The following is a 16342-nucleotide window of genomic DNA, read 5'->3' on the forward strand; positions in this document are numbered from 1 at the left end:
CGTTCAACTCCTTTGCAGGGGAGGTTGCGTGATGGATGGCGTGACCGAGATGGGTGCGGACAGATCGAGCTCGGCCCAGCAGGACTTGCCGCCGGCGCTGTGGTCGACGCCGTGCCGATCGGCGAGGGCGTCGATGATCAGTAGCCCGCGGCCGTCCTCGGCGTCCGTACGGGGTGGGCGTGCGTGGGGTAGGACGGAACTCCGGTCGCGGACCTCGAAGCGCAGTCGGCTGCCGCGCAGGCAAGCGGTTACGGAAGCAGCTTCGTTTCCCGTGTGCTGAACGGCGTTCGCCAGCAGTTCGCCGGCCACGGCCTCTGCCACGCACATGCCGTCGGTGCCGATGACCGAGCGCCAGCCTCTGATCTCGTTCATCACCTGGTGCCGGGCACGAGCGGCGCCCTCGGGCGTACTCGTGACGGTCAGCGTGACCTCGTGCACTTCCATGAGCAGCCTCCTGGAGGGGTGCGGTTCCACCAGGCAAGCGGGTCAGGAGGCGGCTGCGCGATGTGCTGCGCAGGCCCTGCATCGTTCATGCACATTGTGCATGGCCGACAAGTTCCTTGCAGCTAGGCTCGGTTGAGGAGGCAGGATCGGTCTCGGCAGAAGGGGCCGTGGCGGAGATGGTCGACACGCAGGGCGAGGCGCACCGGATCGGTGAACTGATCCGCCGGGCTCGGGTCTTACAGGGCCGCTCACAAGCGGACGTCGCCAGCGAGCTGGGATACCACCAGTCGAAGATCAGCCGACTGGAGGGCGGACGAGGAACGGACGACATCCGAGTTCTGCGCGACGTCGCCCGCATCCTGCTCATTCCCCCGGCCCGACTCGGTCTGGCGGAAGCCGCCCCGGAAGCCGATCCCCACGATCCGGAGACAGAGGAAATGCTGCGCCGCCGTACCTTCCTTGCCGCCAGCGTCACCGCGCTCACAGCCTCGGTCGCGCCGACGACTGCGCACCCCGCGCTCGTCCAGGCGCTCCTACCCGGGATGCCGACGGCTCCGACGACGGAAGCGCCGGACTCCAGGGAACTACGAAACCGGGCCACGGCCATCCGGCGCCTCTGGAGCACTTGCGACTACGCGGAGTTGGAGCGGACTCTTCCCGGCCTGATCGCCGATCTTCGCCACTGCATCGCCGACTCCCCGCAGGCCGAGGAGCTTCCCCGCTTCCTGGCCACGGCCTACCAGACCTCGGCCAGCCTCCTGCTCAAGCAGGGAGACCCCGGCACGGCGTGGCTCGCCGTCGGGCGCGCGATGGCCGAGGCCGAACGCTCAGGTGATCCACTCGTCCTCGCGGCCAGCGTCCGCCTCCACGCACACGTCCTGGTCCGCGAACAGCACGGCGGCCAGGCCGTCACGCTGATCAAGCACACAGCTTCACAACTCGCCGGTGCGTACGACCGGCAGCCCCATCACCACCTCTCCGTGCTCGGGTTGCTGCTACTGCGCGGAGTCACGGCTGCCAGCAGAGCCGGGGACCGCGCTGCCACCGCAGAGTTCCTGGCTGAGGCGAAGGAGGTGGCGAAGTACGTTGCCCTGGACCATCCCGACGCCTGGGCCAACTTCAGCCCCACCAACGTGGCCCTCCACGAGGTCAGCGCGGCCGTGTCCTTCGGTGACGCGGGCGTTGCCATCGACATCGCCCGTCCGCTCATGCGCCGCCACATCCCGGTTCCCGAGCGCCGGGCCGCCCTGTGGGTGGAAGCCGCCCGTGCCTACGCGCAGCAGGGCCGCCTCGCCGACGGCTACCAGGCCCTGCGGATCGCGGAGACCTGCGCAGCCCAGGACGTACGGCGACCAGCCGTCCGGGACCTGGTCGCCGACATGGCAGCCCGAGATCGTCGGCGTACGCTGCCAGAGCTCCACCACTTCAGCCGCCGACTGGGAGTACCCGCGTGACCGAGCCGCAGCGCAAGCCCTTCCTGTACGTCGTCGTCTGCGCGGCCGGGATCGCGGGCGACGTCGGCAAGCTGATCGATGCCGCGCACGAGCGGAACTGGGACGTCGGCGTCGTCGCCACCCCGCAGGGGATTCCCTTCCTCGATGTCGCCGCGATCGAGGAGCGGACCGGTTACCCCGTCCGCTCCGCCTGGCGCGCGCTCGGCGACGCACGGTCCTTCCCACCCGCCGATGCGATCGCCGTAGCCCCGGCCACCTTCAACACGGTCAACAAGTGGGCGGCCGGCTTCGCGGACAACCTCGCCCTCGGCATCCTCTGCGAGGCTCCGGGCATGGGCATCCCCACCGCCGTCCTGCCCTACGTGAACACCGCGCTCGCCGCCCACCGCGCGTACCAGCGCAGCCTCGCCGAGCTGCGCGATATGGGCGTTCTGGTCGGGAGCTACGAGCCCCACCGCCCAAAGTCCGGCGGCGGTGCCGACCGCTTCCGCTGGGAGGAAGCCGTTGACCTCCTGGCTCCGTTGCTGGCGGCAGGGGCCGCCCACCACTGATCCTGCGACTGCCCGTGGGTAAGGCCTGCCGGGCTCGCGCATCGGGAACGCCTGCGACCGGTCGCAGGGTGCTGTTCCGGACCCGTCAGCCTTCGTAGGGGAGGTATATGCCGCCGAAGCGGGCGAGTCCATTGTCACGCTCGCCCGGTGGCTCGGTCACTCAAGTCCGACCATCACCCTCGACCACTACACCCACTTCATGCCGGAGGCCGGCGGCAAGGGACGCGCGGCCATCGACGCACTGCTCGGCACGGTGCCCGAGTACGTACCTGAGGGCCTCGTCTCCTCTCACGGCAGCATCTGAGAGCCCGTACCGACAGCGGTCGCCTGCGCCCGGCAGTGTTCCAGCCCCGCCGTTACCTCCGCCTGGTCCGGGCTGTCCTCGGTCGCCAGAAGTTCCCCGGCCGTAACCATGGCCGCCGAGAACTCGGGAAATGAGCCCCCGCCCGTCCCGGAACCGGGTCCGCCGCGAAGAGCAGGAAGATCTTCGTGAGCTTTTCGGTTCGAAACCAGGGGATCATGCCGCCAGGAAAGCCTCCGCGGGCGCAGGCGGCAGTCCACAACAGGTTGCGGATCCGCTCGCCGCGACCGTCCAGCACTTGGTCCACGGCGAACACGTGCCCACAGGCGAGGAGCATGGCGACGATGTCTTCCTCTCCCGCCGCGAACTCGTCGAAGAGGGGCCGTGCCTCGTGGATTCGAGCTTCGGCGTCCGGCCGGGACACTCCCAGGGTCAGACATAGGGCCAACGCGCAGGCGTCCCAGTCACCGGTGCGCGCGGCCAGTTCGGCGAAGACCTCCTCCTTGCCCTGTCCGGCGGCCGGCATCTCGCGGGCCTCCAGAACGAGCGCGTCCCCGCTTTCCCCGTGCTTCATGGCCAGAGGCTGCAGCGATGCTCGAACGCGACAGAGGGGCGCGGTGACTTGAGCGTTCCGTCATTCCCGTGATTCCGGCTGGTCGTGCAGGTGACGACGCTGGGTTCAGCGGCAGAGGTCCATGATGGTGTCGTCGAAGTCGGGGAACTCCCGGGTCGCCAGCTCGATCACGGCTGCCGCCGAGTGGCGTTGGTGCGGTGCGAATCCTTCGGCGATGGCTGCCAGCTCCGGATTGGGCTGCGCCTTCCAGTCCGGCTCGTAGGACGTGGCGGCTTCCCAGGGGCCGAAGCCGTCGGCCAGTAGCCACAGGAAGTCGCCCAGGTCGCGTGCTACGACACCGGTCTCGCCCTCCGAGCCGAGGAAGACGATGGGCTGCTCGGCCAGAGGGCGGCTCGGGCGGATGAGCCAGATCGCCGCGTACCCGCCCGTGCCGTCTTGTCCGAACACGCGGAAGTGGTTGCCGTCCAGTTCGCTGTTCCCGGTCCATGCCTGGAACCAGTCGGTGGTCTCGGCAGCGGACAGGAAGGCCGGGAAGGGTTCGAAGTCGACCCCGGTCTTCCCGTCGGCATAGTCGAATCGAACGGCCATCGCGGTGGCGAGCGCGGCGGGGAACTGGCGGTCATCGGTGGGCTTCACGGAGACAGGCTAGACAGGGGGTCGGACATCGACGCCCCACGGGCAAGGTCGTTGGACGACTGCCGGCTTGTAATCGTCGGGGGAGACGGGACAGGCCTGGTCGCGACAACGGGTGGCACAGCATCTGCTGTGCCACCCGTTGTCGTTACCCTCCGCAATCGCGTGCCGTCGAAGGTGGTCGGCGGTGCGGGAGGGGCGGCCCCAAGGCGCGGGGGAGCGCCCGGCATGGGCGGGCTGCGGATTCTCCCCAGATTCTCCCCAGGGGGTCCTGCGGGCCACTTCTCAGCGTTCGCATGAGCTAAGTTGATCAATGGTGCTGCTGTGCGGTCTACAGCCAGTCGCGCTTCTTGAAGATGACGTACAGGCTGACGCAGACGACTGCCATCAGCAGGATTGCGAAGGGATAGCCGCCCGCCCACTTCAACTCGGGCATGTCTTCGAAGTTCATGCCGTAGATGGTTCCCACGAGTGTGGGTGCAAACAAGATGGCGGCCCACGAGGAGATCTTCTTGATCTCCTCGTTCTGTTCGAAGCCGGCCTCGGCCAAGGCGCGCATTTCGGCGTTCTGTTGTTGGGAGACCAGGGTGGCGTTGACCGTCAGGATTTCGGTCAGGGCCTGGCGGAAGCCGTCCACGCGTTCGCTGGTGTGGGTGACGTGGTCGGCTACGTCGCGGAGGTAGCGCTGGAGTTCCTCGTCCGTGCCGTACTTCGCGAAGCCTGCCATCAGGCTGTGGAGCATGCCGACCAGGGGGCGGGTGGCGCGCTGGAACTCGACCATTTCGCGGGAGAGTTCGTAGATGCGGCGGGATACTTCCGGGTCGCCACTGAAGACCTCGGTCTCGATCTCGTCCATGTCGATCTGGACGCCCTCGACGACGGGGGCGTAGCCGTCGACCACCGCGTCGAGGATGGCGTACAGGGCGGCTTCCGGGCCGAGGGAGAGGAGTTCGGGGGACTCCTCCATGCGGCGGCGGACCGCCGAGAGGTCCGGGGCCGCGCCGTGGCGGACCGTGATCAGGAAGTCGGGGCCGACGAAGATGTGGAGCTCGCCGAAATCGACCTCCTCCAGCGCGTCCAGGTAGCGGGCGGCCCGCAGGACGACGAAGAGGGTGTCTCCGTAGCGCTCCAGCTTCGGGCGCTGGTGGGCTTCCAGGGCGTCTTCGATGGAGAGCGGGTGGAGGTTGAACTCGTCTGCCAGGGAGTGGAGTTCGGGCTCCGTGGGGCGGTGTAGGCCGATCCAGGCCATGCCGTCGGGCTGTTCGCGCAGCCGGCGGAAGGTGTCGGCGAGGGTGGTGGGGGAGGCGACCCGGACTCCGTCGCGGTAGACCGCGGAGTCGATCACGCTGCGGTGGTCCGCGGGGGTGGGGGCCGGCGGTGGCGGCTTCGGGGCCCGTGGGGGTGTGGCGGGAGGGGTGGGGGGAGGGGCGGCCGGGCGCCGCCATCCCGCACGCTTCGCGGGCGTGGGTGAGGGCGTGGAGGCGGACGGGGGCGAGGGGCGGCGGTCTGGTCGCTCCGACATCGCAGGTCAGCTCCCGGTCGAACGGGTGTTTACGGGCAAGGGGCAGGATATCCGGGTGAATGGACCCGAGGGTTCATGCGGGTCCGTGCGGGCGGGTGCGACCGGTTCGGAGTTGCGGACAGAGGGTGTCCGCATGGGCCGCTACGTTGCTGTCATGGCCTCCAAGACGAAGCGTCCCGTACTCGGCACCCGTGCGCTGAACCGTGCCACGCTCGCCCGTCAGCTGCTCCTGACCCGGGCCGAGATGTCCGCACAGGACGCCACGAGGCACCTGCTGGGGCTGCAGGCGCAGAATGTGAAGCCGCCCTACTTCCAGCTCCACGCCCGCCTCGCCGGATTCGGGCCGGCCGAGCTCGCCGGGTTGATGGAGTCCCGGCAGGTGGTCCGGATGGTCACCATGAGGTCCACCATTCACACGCACACCGTGGACGACGCGCTCACCCTGCGTCCCCTCGTCCAGCCCGCCCGCGACCGGGAGATCAACTACTTCCGCAAGGGCCTGGTCGGAGTGGACCTGGACCGGCTGGCCGAGCGCGCGCGGGTGTTCGTGGAGGCCGAGCCGCGGACCATGGCGGAGATACGGGAGGAACTGCTCAAGGAGTGGCCCGGAGCCGACCCGCAGTCGCTGTCCGTCGCCGCGCGCTGCCGGCTGCCGCTCGTCCAGGTCACCCCGCGCGGGGTCTGGGGGAAGAGCGGCCAGGTACGTCTCACCACCTTGAGCCAGTGGGTGGGAGGGGACGGGGGAGCAGGAGGAGAGGGTGGGGGGTCCGGTGGAGAGGGCTCGGGGGCCGGTGGAGAGGGCTCGGGGATCGATGATGCCGTTCTGCGGTATCTCGGGGCTTTCGGGCCCGCCTCCGTCAAGGACATGCAGACGTGGGCCGGGCTCACCCGGCTGCGCGAGGCCTTCGAGCGGCTCAGGCCGGTCCTGGAGGTGTTCCAGGACGAGAACGGCGTCGAACTCTTCGATCTGCCCGACGGGCCCCGCCCCGATGCCGGGCAGCCCGCGCCGCCCCGGTTCCTTCCCGAGTTCGACAACCTGCTCCTCTCCCACGCCGACCGCTCCCGGGTGATCGCGCCCGAGCTGAAGGGGAGCACCTGGACCGGGAACCAGGCCCACTGCACCCTGCTCCTCGACGGCTTCCTCGCCGGGCTCTGGAAGCTGGACGGCGGAACGGGCGGCGGAACGGGCGGCGGGACGGGCGGCGGGACGGGCAGTGGGAAGGGCGGCGGGACGCTCACCGTCGAGTTGTTCTCCGCGGTGTCCAAGGCGGACAAGGCGGAGATCGTGGCCGAGGGCGAGAGGCTTCTCGCGGAGATGGGTGCGGGGGCGGCGGGTGAGGGCCCTGCGGGTGAGGGCCCTGCGGGTGAGGGCCGTGCGGGCGGCTCCGGCTCCGACTCAGTCTCAGTCACCGGCTCCGGCTCCGGCTCCGTCCGCTTCGGGTCCATCCGCGCATGAGCCGGGCGAGCCGCAGGAGCCGGGACGACCGCCGCGCTCTGGTGGCCCGTACGCCGGACACGGCACGATGCCTGGCACGACCGCGATCACCCGCGATCGTTCTCGTTCGTGGCGGGCCGCCCCCCACCTACGGGCGGCGGCGGCGCGTCAGGCGGGCAGCTGTTCGGGATCAGGGACCTAGCTAGGAGAGAGCACATGCGGATTCCCATGACCGTCACGGACTTCCTCGACCGGGCCGAGCTGGGGTTCTCGTCCAGTCCGGGCGTGGTGGACGAGCCGGATCAGCCCGCTCCACCGGTCCCCGATTCGACCTACGGAAGGCTCGGCGAGCGCGTACGGGCCTGGCAGGCGGGATTCGACGCGCTGGGGGTCGGTGAGGGCGAGCGCGTGGCGGTGGTCAGCCACAACTCCGCCAGGCTCCTGGAGCTGCTGTTCGCGGTGCCGATGAGCGGGCGCGTCTGCGTACCGGTCAACTTCCGGCTGAAGCCGGAGGAGGTCGATTACGTGGTCCGGCAGAGCGGGGCCTCGGTGCTGCTCGTCGACCCCGAACTCGACGAGGCGCTGTCGGGCGTCAGGGCCCGCCACCGCTTCGTCCTCGGGGCGGAGACGGACGCGGCGCTGATGCGCTTCGGAGTGGAGCCGCGGCCCTGGTCGCGCCCGGACGAGGACGCGACGGCGACGATCAACTACACCTCGGGGACCACCGCCCGCCCCAAGGGGGTGCAGCTGACCCACCGCAACATCTGGGTGAACGGGCTCACCTTCGGCCTGCACACCAGGGTCTGGGAGCGTGACGTCTACATGCACACCCTCCCGATGTTCCACTGCAACGGCTGGGGCATGCCCTTCGTGATGGCCGGGCTCGGTGTCAAACAGGTCGTGCTGCGCAAGGTCGACGGCGCCGAGATCCTGCGCCGGGTCGAGGAGCACGGGGTCACGCTGATGTGCGGTGCGCCCGCCGTGTGGAACACCGTGCTGGACGCGGCGGCGAGCTGGGAGGGCGAGATCCCGGGCCGTGACCGGGTACGGGTCGTCTGCGCGGGCGCCCCGCCGCCGAGCCGGACGATCCAGCGCATGGGGGAGGAGCTGGGCTGGGAGTTCACGCAGATCTACGGGCTGACCGAGACCTCGCCGCTGCTCACCTTCAACCGGATCCGACCGGCCGACGCGGAGCTGCCGGCCGGGGAACGGGCGCGCAAGCTCGCGCGCGCGGGGCTGCCGGCGCTCGGGGTCACCCTGCGGGTCTCCGAGGACGGCGAGGTCCTGGCCAGGTCGAACGTCGTACTGGAGGGGTACTGGGACAAGACGGAGGAGACCGCGGCCGCGCTGCGGGACGGGTGGTTCCATACGGGTGACGGCGGCACCGTCGACGAGGCCGACGGCCATCTGACGATCTCCGACCGGAAGAAGGACGTGATCATCACCGGCGGCGAGAACGTGTCGTCGATCGAGGTGGAAGACGCGATCTTCAGCCATCCGGCGGTCGCGGAGGTCGCCGTCATCGGTGTGCCGCACGAGAAGTGGGGCGAGACGATCAAGGCCCTCGTGGTCCTCGTGGAGGGAGCCACGGGAGCCGCGGGAGCCACGGGATTCGGGGGCGCCGGGGGCGCCGAGGGAGACGCGGTCCGGGAGGCGGAGATCATCGCCCACTGCAAGCAGCGACTGGCCGGGTACAAGGCCCCGACGTCGGTCGAGTTCCGCGCCGCCATCCCGCGTACGGCCACCGGCAAGATCCAGAAGTTCAAACTCCGCGAGCCGTACTGGTCGGGCCAGGAGCGGCAGGTGAACTGACCCCGGCCCCCGCGGACGCCCGAGGGCCGGTACGGGGCTGCGCGCGCGGCCCCGTACCAGCTCCCGGCCTCGGCTCTCGGCCCTCGGTACTCAGGCGGTGCTAGGCCGGCAGCTGCGCCTCGATCGCGGCGACGACCTCGGCGGCCTCGGGCTCGGTGCGCGGACGGAAACGGCCCACGACCTCGCCGGCGGGGGAGATCAGGAACTTCTCGAAGTTCCAGGTGATGTCACCGGCCTCGCCCTCGGCGTCCTTGAACTTCACCAGCTCCTCGTAGAGCGGGTGGCGGTTCTCGCCGTTGACGTCGGACTTCTCCAGCATCGGGAAGGTGACCCCGAAGCCGGCCGCGCAGAACGTCTGGATGTCGTCGGCGTTGCCGGGCTCCTGGCCGCCGAACTGGTTGCAGGGCACGCCGATGACGGTGAAGCCCTTCTCCTCGTACTTGAACTGCAGGCGGGCCAGACCCGAGTACTGAGGGGTGAGACCGCACTGCGAGGCCGTGTTCACGAGCAGGATCGCCTTGCCCTTGTGCGCGGCGAGGCTGGTGGGCTCGTCGGACAGGGTGGTCAGCGGGATGTCGTACAGGCTCATCAAGCTCTCCTCGGCAGGCAAACGCATGTAATACCCCCCCGAGCCTAGGCCCCCATGCCGAGGAGGTCCCGCGCCGGGTCGTTGACCGGCTGGGGCATGCCCGTGAAGTCCATGACGAAGAGGGGTATCCCGAGGTCGTCCGCGCGGGCGCGCGCGTCCTCCGTATATCCGGCGAGCGAGAAGTACACGCTGGTGGCGCAGGCCGTGAGCCCGTTCAGCCAGACGCACTCCACCGCCCGCAGCCCGGCCGGGGCCGTGGTCGGGTCCACCTGGGCGACCAGGCCGGGGGCCCGCAGGTCCACCGCCGTAGAGGGGAGCGGCCGGCCGTCGGGCTGGCGCACGTCCTGGAAGCCGAGCCAGCGCAGGTACAGGGCCGCGGTGACCACCGCGTCCCGGGCGGTCCGGATGGTCACGGGCCGGAAGGCGGGACGGGGCACGGCGGGGTCCGGGGCGGGGGGCGGGCCGGCCGGGGGCGGGCCGGCCGGGGTGGGCGGCGGACCCTGAGCCGGACCTTGAGTCGACCCCTGAGCCGGACCTTGAGCCGGACCCTGAGCCGGACCCTGAGCCCGATCGGGCCTCGGGCCCGTTGCAGGAGCCCCGGCCCCGGCCCCAGACGCAGCCGCCCCAGCCCCAGCCGCCGCCCCCGTACCCGCCCCCGGTCGCCCGGGCGTCTCCGTCGCGCGAGGGGATGTCCGTACATCCCCGCCGGAGGGAACCCCGCCCACCGGCTCCAGCGGATGCACCGGAACCAGCACCACCGTCCCGCAGGAGGTGCACCCCACCTCCGGATGCGGCCACTCGCTCTCCCGGCCGCAGGCCTCGCACCGCACCGCGACCCAGCTGTCCGTCCAGGTGCGGTGGGTCAGCTCCCGGGGCGGTGACGCCAGGTCCAGGGGAGGGATGACCGGATTCCCGCAGGCGCAGGGGAACACCGGGGCGGCATAGCCGTTCTCGCGCAGGCACGCCGGGCAGCGCACCGGTACCGCATCCGCCATCAGAACCGGACCCCCCTCGTCGCTGTGCGTAGGCCCATGGTCCACCACCTGCCACCGCGGGGGTGGGCGGACCCCCGATTTTCGGCCGAGGCCTGGTTTTTCGTACAACTCACTGCCCAAGACGTGGCTTTTGGTGGGTTCCGGGGTGCCGTACCGCCTTGACGTTGCGGGGAGTCCCCGCTTAGCTTGTTCCGTATAGCAGAACAAAACTTCCGGATTACGGAAAAGCCTGACCCGCCAGACCCGCAGGAGAACTCGATGCCTCGTATGACAGCCGCCGCCGCTGCAGTGGAGATCCTCAAGCTCGAGGGTGTCGAACAAGCGTTCGGTGTCCCCGGTGCTGCGATCAACCCGTTCTACCGCGAGCTCAAGAACGTGGGCGGAATCGCGCACACCCTGGCCCGCCACGTTGAGGGCGCCTCGCACATGGCCGAGGGGTACACCCGCGCCAAGGCCGGCAACATCGGCGTCTGCATCGGTACCTCGGGCCCGGCCGGCACCGACATGATCACCGGCCTGTACTCCGCGATCGCGGACTCCATCCCGATCCTGTGCATCACCGGTCAGGCTCCGGTCTCGAAGCTCCACAAGGAGGACTTCCAGGCCGTCGACATCGCCTCGATCGCCAAGCCGGTCACCAAGAAGGCGACGACCGTCCTGGAGGCCGCCCAGGTTCCGGGCGTGTTCCAGGAGGCCTTCCACCTGATGCGCTCCGGCCGGCCGGGCCCGGTCCTGATCGACCTCCCGATCGACGTCCAGCTGACCGAGATCGAGTTCGACCCCGAGACCTACTCCCCGCTGCCGGTCTACAAGCCGAGCGCCACCCGCGCCCAGGCCCGCAAGGCCCTGCAGTTCCTGCTCGACTCCGAGCGCCCGCTGATCGTCGCCGGTGGCGGCATCATCAACGCCGACGCCTCCGACCTGCTGGTCGAGTTCGCCGAGCTGACGAACGTCCCGGTCATCTCCACCCTCATGGGCTGGGGCGTCATCCCGGACGACCACGAGCTGGCGGCCGGCATGGTCGGTGTCCAGACCTCGCACCGCTACGGCAACGCGACGTTCCTCGAGTCGGACTTCGTCTTCGGCATCGGCAACCGCTGGGCCAACCGTCACACCGGTTACAACCTTGACGCCTACACCAAGGGCCGCAAGTTCGTCCACGTCGACATCGAGCCGACCCAGATCGGCAAGATCTTCGCCCCGGACTTCGGCATCGCCTCGGACGCCAAGGCGGCCCTGGAGCTCTTCGTCGAGATCGCCAAGGAGCTCAAGGCCGAGGGCAAGCTGCCCGACTTCAGCGCCTGGGCCGCTTCCGCCCAGGAGCGCAAGGCGACGCTGCTGCGCCGCACGCACTTCGACAACATCCCCATGAAGCCGCAGCGCGTCTACGAGGAGATGAACAAGGCGTTCGGCCCCGAGACCCGCTACGTCACCACCATCGGTCTGTCCCAGATCGCCGGTGCGCAGATGCTGCACGTCTACAAGCCGCGCAACTGGATCAACTGTGGCCAGGCCGGCCCCCTCGGCTGGACCATCCCGGCCGCGATCGGTGCCGCCACCGCGGACCCGGAGACCCCGATCGTCGCCCTGTCCGGAGACTACGACTTCCAGTTCATGATCGAGGAGCTGGCGGTCGCCGCCCAGCACAAGGTCCCCTACGTTCACGTCCTCGTGAACAACGCCTACCTCGGTCTGATCCGCCAGGCGCAGGGCGGTCTGGGCATCAACTTCGAGGTCAACCTCGAATTCGAGAACATCAACACCCCCGAGCTGGGTGTCTACGGTGTCGACCACGTCAAGGTCGCCGAGGGCCTGGGCGTCAAGGCGATCCGCGTCACCGACCCGGACAAGCTGGGCGAGGCCTTCGAGACGGCCAAGAAGTGGGCCCAGGAGCACCAGGTCCCGGTCGTCGTCGAGGCCATCCTCGAGCGCATCACCAACATCTCGATGAGCAAGACGGTCGACATGAGCGATGTCACCGAGTTCGAAGAGGTCGCGACCGAGCTGGGTCACGCCCCGACCGCGCTCCGCAACACCCTGCCCGCCTAGTCCCGTCAGGCTGGTCTAGCACCACCGAACGGCCCCCGTCCCTCCTCCAGGAGGAACGGGGGCCGTTCCGCATTCCCTACGGACCCCAGGCCCCGGCCCCGTTCCACCAGACGGCACGCGGCGTCAGGCCGGCGGCCTGGTCCAGCCCGTACGTGCGTTTCATCGGGCGGTGAAGTGCGCGCTCGCACCGCGGGGCGGAGGGCGCGGCGGCTCTTCGAGCGGTACGGCGTGGTGGGCTTCGGTCTGGCGGGGCCCGCCCTCTTCGGAACCTGGGGCTCGTCCCTGCTCGGCGCCGCGCTGGGCATCCCCCGGTGGCGGCTGATCCGCTGGCTGATGGCCGGGGTCACCCTGTGGTGCACGGTGCTGCTGGTCGCGTCGGACGCGGTTCCCTTCACGCCAGACGACCTCCCCGGGTACGCGGGGAGGCTCTTCGACTACTGCCGGCAGCACCCCGAGGTCATCCGGCTCGCCACCTGGCATCGACTGGAGCGCGGCGACAGCCACGACCGGGACCCGGCGGTCGCGGCACCGACACGCGACGCGAAGCTGGAGGCGCTCGACTCGGTGCAGAAGAAGGACGGCACCGGCGCCGATTTCTCCCCCACCGCACTGCTCACCCTCGTCCTGAGCATCGCCCTCGCATGGAACCCGGGCAACCCCACCGGGATGCCCGCCGCCACGACCGAGGCCGAGAGCGCCGACGACCGCCGCCGCTCGATCGTCCGCGCCGTGCGCCGCCTCCTGTGACTCAAGCCCCGTCTGCGCCACCCCGGACCTAAGGGCTCGCCCAGCCCTGGGGAGGAACGCAGGAAGTGTGGTCGTGGCGCGGTAGGACGACGCGAGGATCAACGGGTTCCCGCGGCGTCTCTGAGTATGGGTACTCATGCATGTGCGTACGAGGCGCGCAAGGGTGGCAGGAGCCATGGGCCGGGCGCCTCGTCCCGGGTGTCGCATCCGTAGCGAATCCAGCCCGGCAGCCACGTGCGTGGACGCACGTCATGACCACCTCAGAAGGGGAACGCCTTGCGCACCACAGGACCACGCCCGTCCCGCCGCACTGCACTCGCTCTCGGAGCCGGCGCGGCACTCTCTGCCGCCCTGCCCCTCGGCGGAACGGCACACGCCTTAGCCGCCGGGGGCGGCATCACCTCAAGGCTGAGGGAGCTTGAGCAGCAGCACTCCGCCCGCCTCGGCGTTTTCGCCCGCAACATGCGCACAGGCAGGACGGTGGCGTACCGGGCCGACGAACGCTTCCCGATGTGCTCCCTGTTCAAGACGATCGCCGCCGCGGCCGTGTTGCGCGACCTCGACCACGACGGCGAGTTCCTGGCCAAGCGCATCCGGTACACCGCAGAGTACGTAAGGAAGTCGGGCTACTCCCCGGAGGCCGGCAAAGCCGAGAACCTCGAAACCGGCATGACCGTCGCCCAACTGTGCGACGCAGCCATCTGCCACAGCGACAACACCGCGGGAAACCTGCTGCTCCGCGAACTCGGGGGACCGACCGCCATCACCCGCTTCTGTCGCTCGATCGGGGACGGCAGGACCCGGCTCGATCGCTGGGAGCCCGAACTCAACTCGGCGGAACCTTGGCGCGTCACCGACACCACCACCCCCCGCGCCATCGGCCGGACCTACGCGCGCCTCGCGCTCGGTGACGCACTCGTACCCCAGGACCGGGAACGGCTCGTCGGCTGGCTGCTCGCCAACACGACCAGCGGCGACAGGTTCCGCGCCGGCCTCCCCGCCGACTGGATCCTCGCCGACAAGACCGGCGGCGGAAAGTACGGAGGCAACAACAACGCGGGCATCACCTGGCCCCCGGACAACGCACCCATCGTGATGGCCGTCCTGACGGCCAAACACGAGGAAGACGCCCCGGCCGACCACCCACTGGTGGCCAAGACCGCCGCCTTGCTGGCGGCGGAACTCGCCTAGAAGACTGCTGCGGGAGCCGCCCCCGGGCATGACAAAGAGCCGAGTCACGGGACCGTCCGTGACTCGGCTCTTTGAGCGGGTGTTGCTTGTTACCGCCCGACGGTACGAGGCTGGCGCGACAGGACGTTCGCACCGCCGGGCGGAGTTGTGGTGGCGTCGGGCGGAACCCGACGGCCGGAGGCCGGCGCAGCCGGCCCGATGCCCGCGGAGCGGTGTGAGGACTGCGTCCAGGAGAGGACGTTCGCACCGCCGGGCGGAGAGGGTGAGGGAGGTTGTCCCCTATATATGGGGACAGGTTTTGGCTGGGACCGTGGCGAGCGGCGACGAGAACTCCGGCTTCGTCTCCCTCAGGTCAAGAGACGGGCCTCGGAACCCATTACCACCGCACTGGCTCGCACGCTCGCCACGGTCCTCGTCCTGCCCTCACCGCGTACCACCCCTCATCCGGGTCCGCGGTGTGGGCTCAGCACCCGGATCCTGACCTCCCGTCAGAATCCCGGCGCAGCTTTTCGGCTCAGGCGTCGCGCAGGGCGCGGACGGCCTCCTCGACGCGCTTGCCGTAGTCGGCGTCCGCGGCGTGGAAGTGAGCCAGGTTCTTCTCGATGACGTCCTCGAGGGTGACCTGAGACAGGCCGCCGGCGATGGTCGCCACCAGACGCTGCTTCTCGGCCTCCGACATCAGGCGGTAGAGCTCACCGGCCTGGAAGAAGTCGTCGTCCTTGGTGTGGGCGGGAGCCTCGTGGGTGCCCGTGTAGCCGTGGACGGCCTTCGGGGCGCCCAGCGCCAGACCGGTCTCGGCCGGACCCTGGTGCGAGTTGGGCTCGTAGTTCTTGTCGTGGCGCGAGCCGTTGCGCAGCGCCATGACGCCGTCGCGGCCGTAGTTGTCGGCCTTCGTCGCCTTTGGGGCGTTGACCGGGATCAGGGTGTGGTTCACACCGAGGCGGTAGCGCTGGGCGTCGGCGTACGCGAAGAGGCGGCCCTGGAGCATCTTGTCCGGCGAGGCGGTGATGCCCGGGACGAAGTTGTTCGGGGAGAACGCGGCCTGCTCGACCTCGGCGAAGACGTTGTCCGGGTTGCGGTCGAGGACCAGACGGCCCACGCGCTGCAGCGGGTAGTCGCTGTGCGGCCACACCTTGGTGAGGTCGAACGGGTTGAAGCGGTAGTCCGCGGCCTCGGAGGCCGGCATGACCTGGACGTACAGGGTCCAGCTCGGGTTCACACCGCGCTCGATCGCCTGCAGCAGGTCGGTCTGGTGCGAGTTGGCGTCCGAGCCGACGAGCTCGGCGGCCTGCTCGCCCGACAGGCAGCGGATGCCCTGGTTCGTCTTGAAGTGGTACTTGACGAAGAAGGCCTCGCCCTGGGCGTTGGTCCACTGGTACGTGTGGGAGCCGTAGCCGTTCATGTGACGGTACGACGCCGGGATGCCGCGGTCACCCATCAGCCAGGTGATCTGGTGCGTCGCCTCGGGGGCGTGCGCCCAGAAGTCCCAGACGTTGTCCGCTTCCTGCTTGCCCGTGAAGGGGTCGCGCTTCTGGGAGTGGATGAAGTCGGGGAACTTGATCGGGTCCTTGATGAAGAACACCGGGGTGTTGTTGCCGACGAGGTCGTAGTTGCCCTCTTCGGTGTAGAACTTCAGCGCGAAGCCGCGCGGGTCGCGGACCGCGTCCGCGCCACCCAGCGAGTCGGCGACGGTGGAGAACCGCAGGAAGGTCTCGGTCTTCTTGCCGACCGTGTTCAGGAACGCCGCGCTGGTGTACGCGGTGACGTCGTCGGTCACCTCGAAGTGGCCGTACGCCGCGGAACCGCGGGCGTGCACCACGCGCTCCGGGATGCGCTCGCGGTTGAAGCGGGCGAGCTTCTCCAGGAGCTGCTGGTCCTGGATCAGCAGGGGGCCACCGACGCCGGCGGTAGCGGAGTTCTGGTTGTCGGCGACCGGGGCGCCAGACTCGGTCGTCAGCGTGCGCTTCGACATGGTGACCTTCCGTACGGGGAACTGCTGACGGAATCCGTCTTCCGTCATGCGGAACAGCCTAATTTCGGCATGA

14 protein-coding genes and 1 pseudogene are annotated in these 16342 nt (G+C 69.6%); 8 read left to right on the plus strand and 7 right to left on the minus strand.

Translation table 11 applies throughout. The annotated features are described in order from the left end of the window. Positions 1-3: 3 nt before the first annotated feature. Entirely contained in the window at positions 4-444 is a 441-nt protein-coding gene (locus ACIQV3_RS34045) for an ATP-binding protein (protein ID WP_403719326.1), read from the minus strand. A 176-nt stretch (positions 445-620) separates the two neighbouring features. Here ACIQV3_RS34045 and ACIQV3_RS34050 point away from each other — a divergent pair, with 176 nt between their 5' ends. The 3 genes and pseudogenes from ACIQV3_RS34050 to ACIQV3_RS34060 all read left to right on the plus strand — a co-directional run. Continuing rightward, positions 621-1898 carry a helix-turn-helix domain-containing protein gene (locus tag ACIQV3_RS34050; protein ID WP_403719538.1) on the plus strand — a complete coding sequence of 426 codons (1278 nt, stop codon included), beginning with the start codon at positions 621-623 and terminating at the stop codon, positions 1896-1898. Beyond that, positions 1895-2449, plus strand: coding sequence for a flavoprotein (locus tag ACIQV3_RS34055; protein WP_403719329.1), 555 nt, complete (start codon positions 1895-1897; stop codon positions 2447-2449). The genes ACIQV3_RS34050 and ACIQV3_RS34055 overlap by 4 nt, the downstream gene beginning before the upstream one ends. A 115-nt stretch (positions 2450-2564) precedes the next feature. After that, positions 2565-2753: pseudogene (locus ACIQV3_RS34060) on the plus strand (site-specific integrase); the annotation flags it as partial. A 52-nt stretch (positions 2754-2805) separates the two neighbouring features. Here ACIQV3_RS34060 and ACIQV3_RS34065 read toward each other — a convergent pair. From ACIQV3_RS34065 to ACIQV3_RS34075, 3 genes are all read right to left on the minus strand, one after another. Next, complete coding sequence (locus ACIQV3_RS34065) at positions 2806-3324, minus strand: hypothetical protein (protein ID WP_403719332.1); 519 nt, start codon at positions 3322-3324, stop codon at positions 2806-2808. A 105-nt stretch (positions 3325-3429) separates the two neighbouring features. Continuing rightward, positions 3430-3960, minus strand: coding sequence for an SMI1/KNR4 family protein (locus ACIQV3_RS34070; protein ID WP_403719334.1), 531 nt, complete (start codon positions 3958-3960; stop codon positions 3430-3432). A 328-nt stretch (positions 3961-4288) separates the two neighbouring features. After that, positions 4289-5479, minus strand: a complete 1191-nt coding sequence (locus ACIQV3_RS34075) for a magnesium and cobalt transport protein CorA (protein ID WP_403719336.1) — start codon at positions 5477-5479, stop codon at positions 4289-4291. A gap of 154 nt (positions 5480-5633) precedes the next feature. On the opposite strand from ACIQV3_RS34075, the gene ACIQV3_RS34080 reads away from it, so the two are divergent. Both ACIQV3_RS34080 and ACIQV3_RS34085 read left to right on the plus strand, forming a co-directional pair. After that, a complete protein-coding gene (locus ACIQV3_RS34080) occupies positions 5634-6935 on the plus strand; it encodes a winged helix DNA-binding domain-containing protein (protein ID WP_403719340.1) in 1302 nt (433 codons plus the stop codon). Between the two features lie 195 nt (positions 6936-7130). Further along, positions 7131-8726, plus strand: a complete 1596-nt coding sequence (locus tag ACIQV3_RS34085) for an AMP-binding protein (RefSeq protein ID WP_403719342.1) — start codon at positions 7131-7133, stop codon at positions 8724-8726. A 100-nt stretch (positions 8727-8826) separates the two neighbouring features. Here the strand turns inward: ACIQV3_RS34085 and ACIQV3_RS34090 are convergent, their stop codons facing one another. Further along, complete coding sequence (locus ACIQV3_RS34090; RefSeq protein ID WP_403719345.1) at positions 8827-9315, minus strand: glutathione peroxidase; 489 nt, start codon at positions 9313-9315, stop codon at positions 8827-8829. A 44-nt stretch (positions 9316-9359) separates the two neighbouring features. After that, complete coding sequence (locus ACIQV3_RS34095; RefSeq protein WP_403719348.1) at positions 9360-9728, minus strand: hypothetical protein; 369 nt, start codon at positions 9726-9728, stop codon at positions 9360-9362. An 849-nt stretch (positions 9729-10577) separates the two neighbouring features. Between ACIQV3_RS34095 and gcl the strand changes: the two genes are divergently transcribed. From gcl to bla, 3 genes are all read left to right on the plus strand, one after another. Further along, positions 10578-12359 (plus strand): glyoxylate carboligase, encoded by a 1782-nt coding sequence (gcl, locus tag ACIQV3_RS34100; protein WP_266912577.1) that lies wholly within the window; start codon positions 10578-10580, stop codon positions 12357-12359. Positions 12360-12533: 174 nt separating this feature from the next. Further along, positions 12534-13106: a hypothetical protein gene (locus tag ACIQV3_RS34105; RefSeq protein WP_403719352.1), complete on the plus strand. Its 573-nt coding sequence runs from the start codon at positions 12534-12536 to the stop codon at positions 13104-13106. Between the two features lie 276 nt (positions 13107-13382). Next, on the plus strand, positions 13383-14297 hold the full coding sequence (gene bla, locus ACIQV3_RS34110; protein WP_403719356.1) for a class A beta-lactamase: 915 nt from the start codon (positions 13383-13385) through the stop codon (positions 14295-14297). 514 nt (positions 14298-14811) lie between these two features. Here the strand turns inward: bla and ACIQV3_RS34115 are convergent. Beyond that, positions 14812-16269, minus strand: coding sequence for a catalase (locus ACIQV3_RS34115; protein ID WP_403719541.1), 1458 nt, complete (start codon positions 16267-16269; stop codon positions 14812-14814). Between the last annotated feature and the right edge of the window lie 73 nt (positions 16270-16342).

The organism is Streptomyces sp. NPDC099050, from assembly GCF_044759865.1.
In the GTDB taxonomy this organism is placed as follows: domain Bacteria; phylum Actinomycetota; class Actinomycetes; order Streptomycetales; family Streptomycetaceae; genus Streptomyces.

Excerpts from the sequence above, each read along its gene's own strand:
- ACIQV3_RS34080 (WP_403719340.1), top strand. The coding sequence starts at position 5,634 with ATGGCCTCCAAGACGAAGCGTCCCGTACTCGGCACCCGTGCGCTGAAC.
- ACIQV3_RS34085 (WP_403719342.1), top strand. The coding sequence starts at position 7,131 with ATGCGGATTCCCATGACCGTCACGGACTTCCTCGACCGGGCCGAGCTG.
- ACIQV3_RS34050 (WP_403719538.1), top strand. The coding sequence starts at position 621 with ATGGTCGACACGCAGGGCGAGGCGCACCGGATCGGTGAACTGATCCGC.
- ACIQV3_RS34115 (WP_403719541.1), bottom strand. The coding sequence starts at position 16,269 with ATGTCGAAGCGCACGCTGACGACCGAGTCTGGCGCCCCGGTCGCCGAC.
- ACIQV3_RS34065 (WP_403719332.1), bottom strand. The coding sequence starts at position 3,324 with ATGAAGCACGGGGAAAGCGGGGACGCGCTCGTTCTGGAGGCCCGCGAG.
- ACIQV3_RS34075 (WP_403719336.1), bottom strand. The coding sequence starts at position 5,479 with ATGTCGGAGCGACCAGACCGCCGCCCCTCGCCCCCGTCCGCCTCCACG.
- ACIQV3_RS34090 (WP_403719345.1), bottom strand. The coding sequence starts at position 9,315 with ATGAGCCTGTACGACATCCCGCTGACCACCCTGTCCGACGAGCCCACC.
- ACIQV3_RS34045 (WP_403719326.1), bottom strand. The coding sequence starts at position 444 with ATGGAAGTGCACGAGGTCACGCTGACCGTCACGAGTACGCCCGAGGGC.
- gcl (WP_266912577.1), top strand. The coding sequence starts at position 10,578 with ATGACAGCCGCCGCCGCTGCAGTGGAGATCCTCAAGCTCGAGGGTGTC.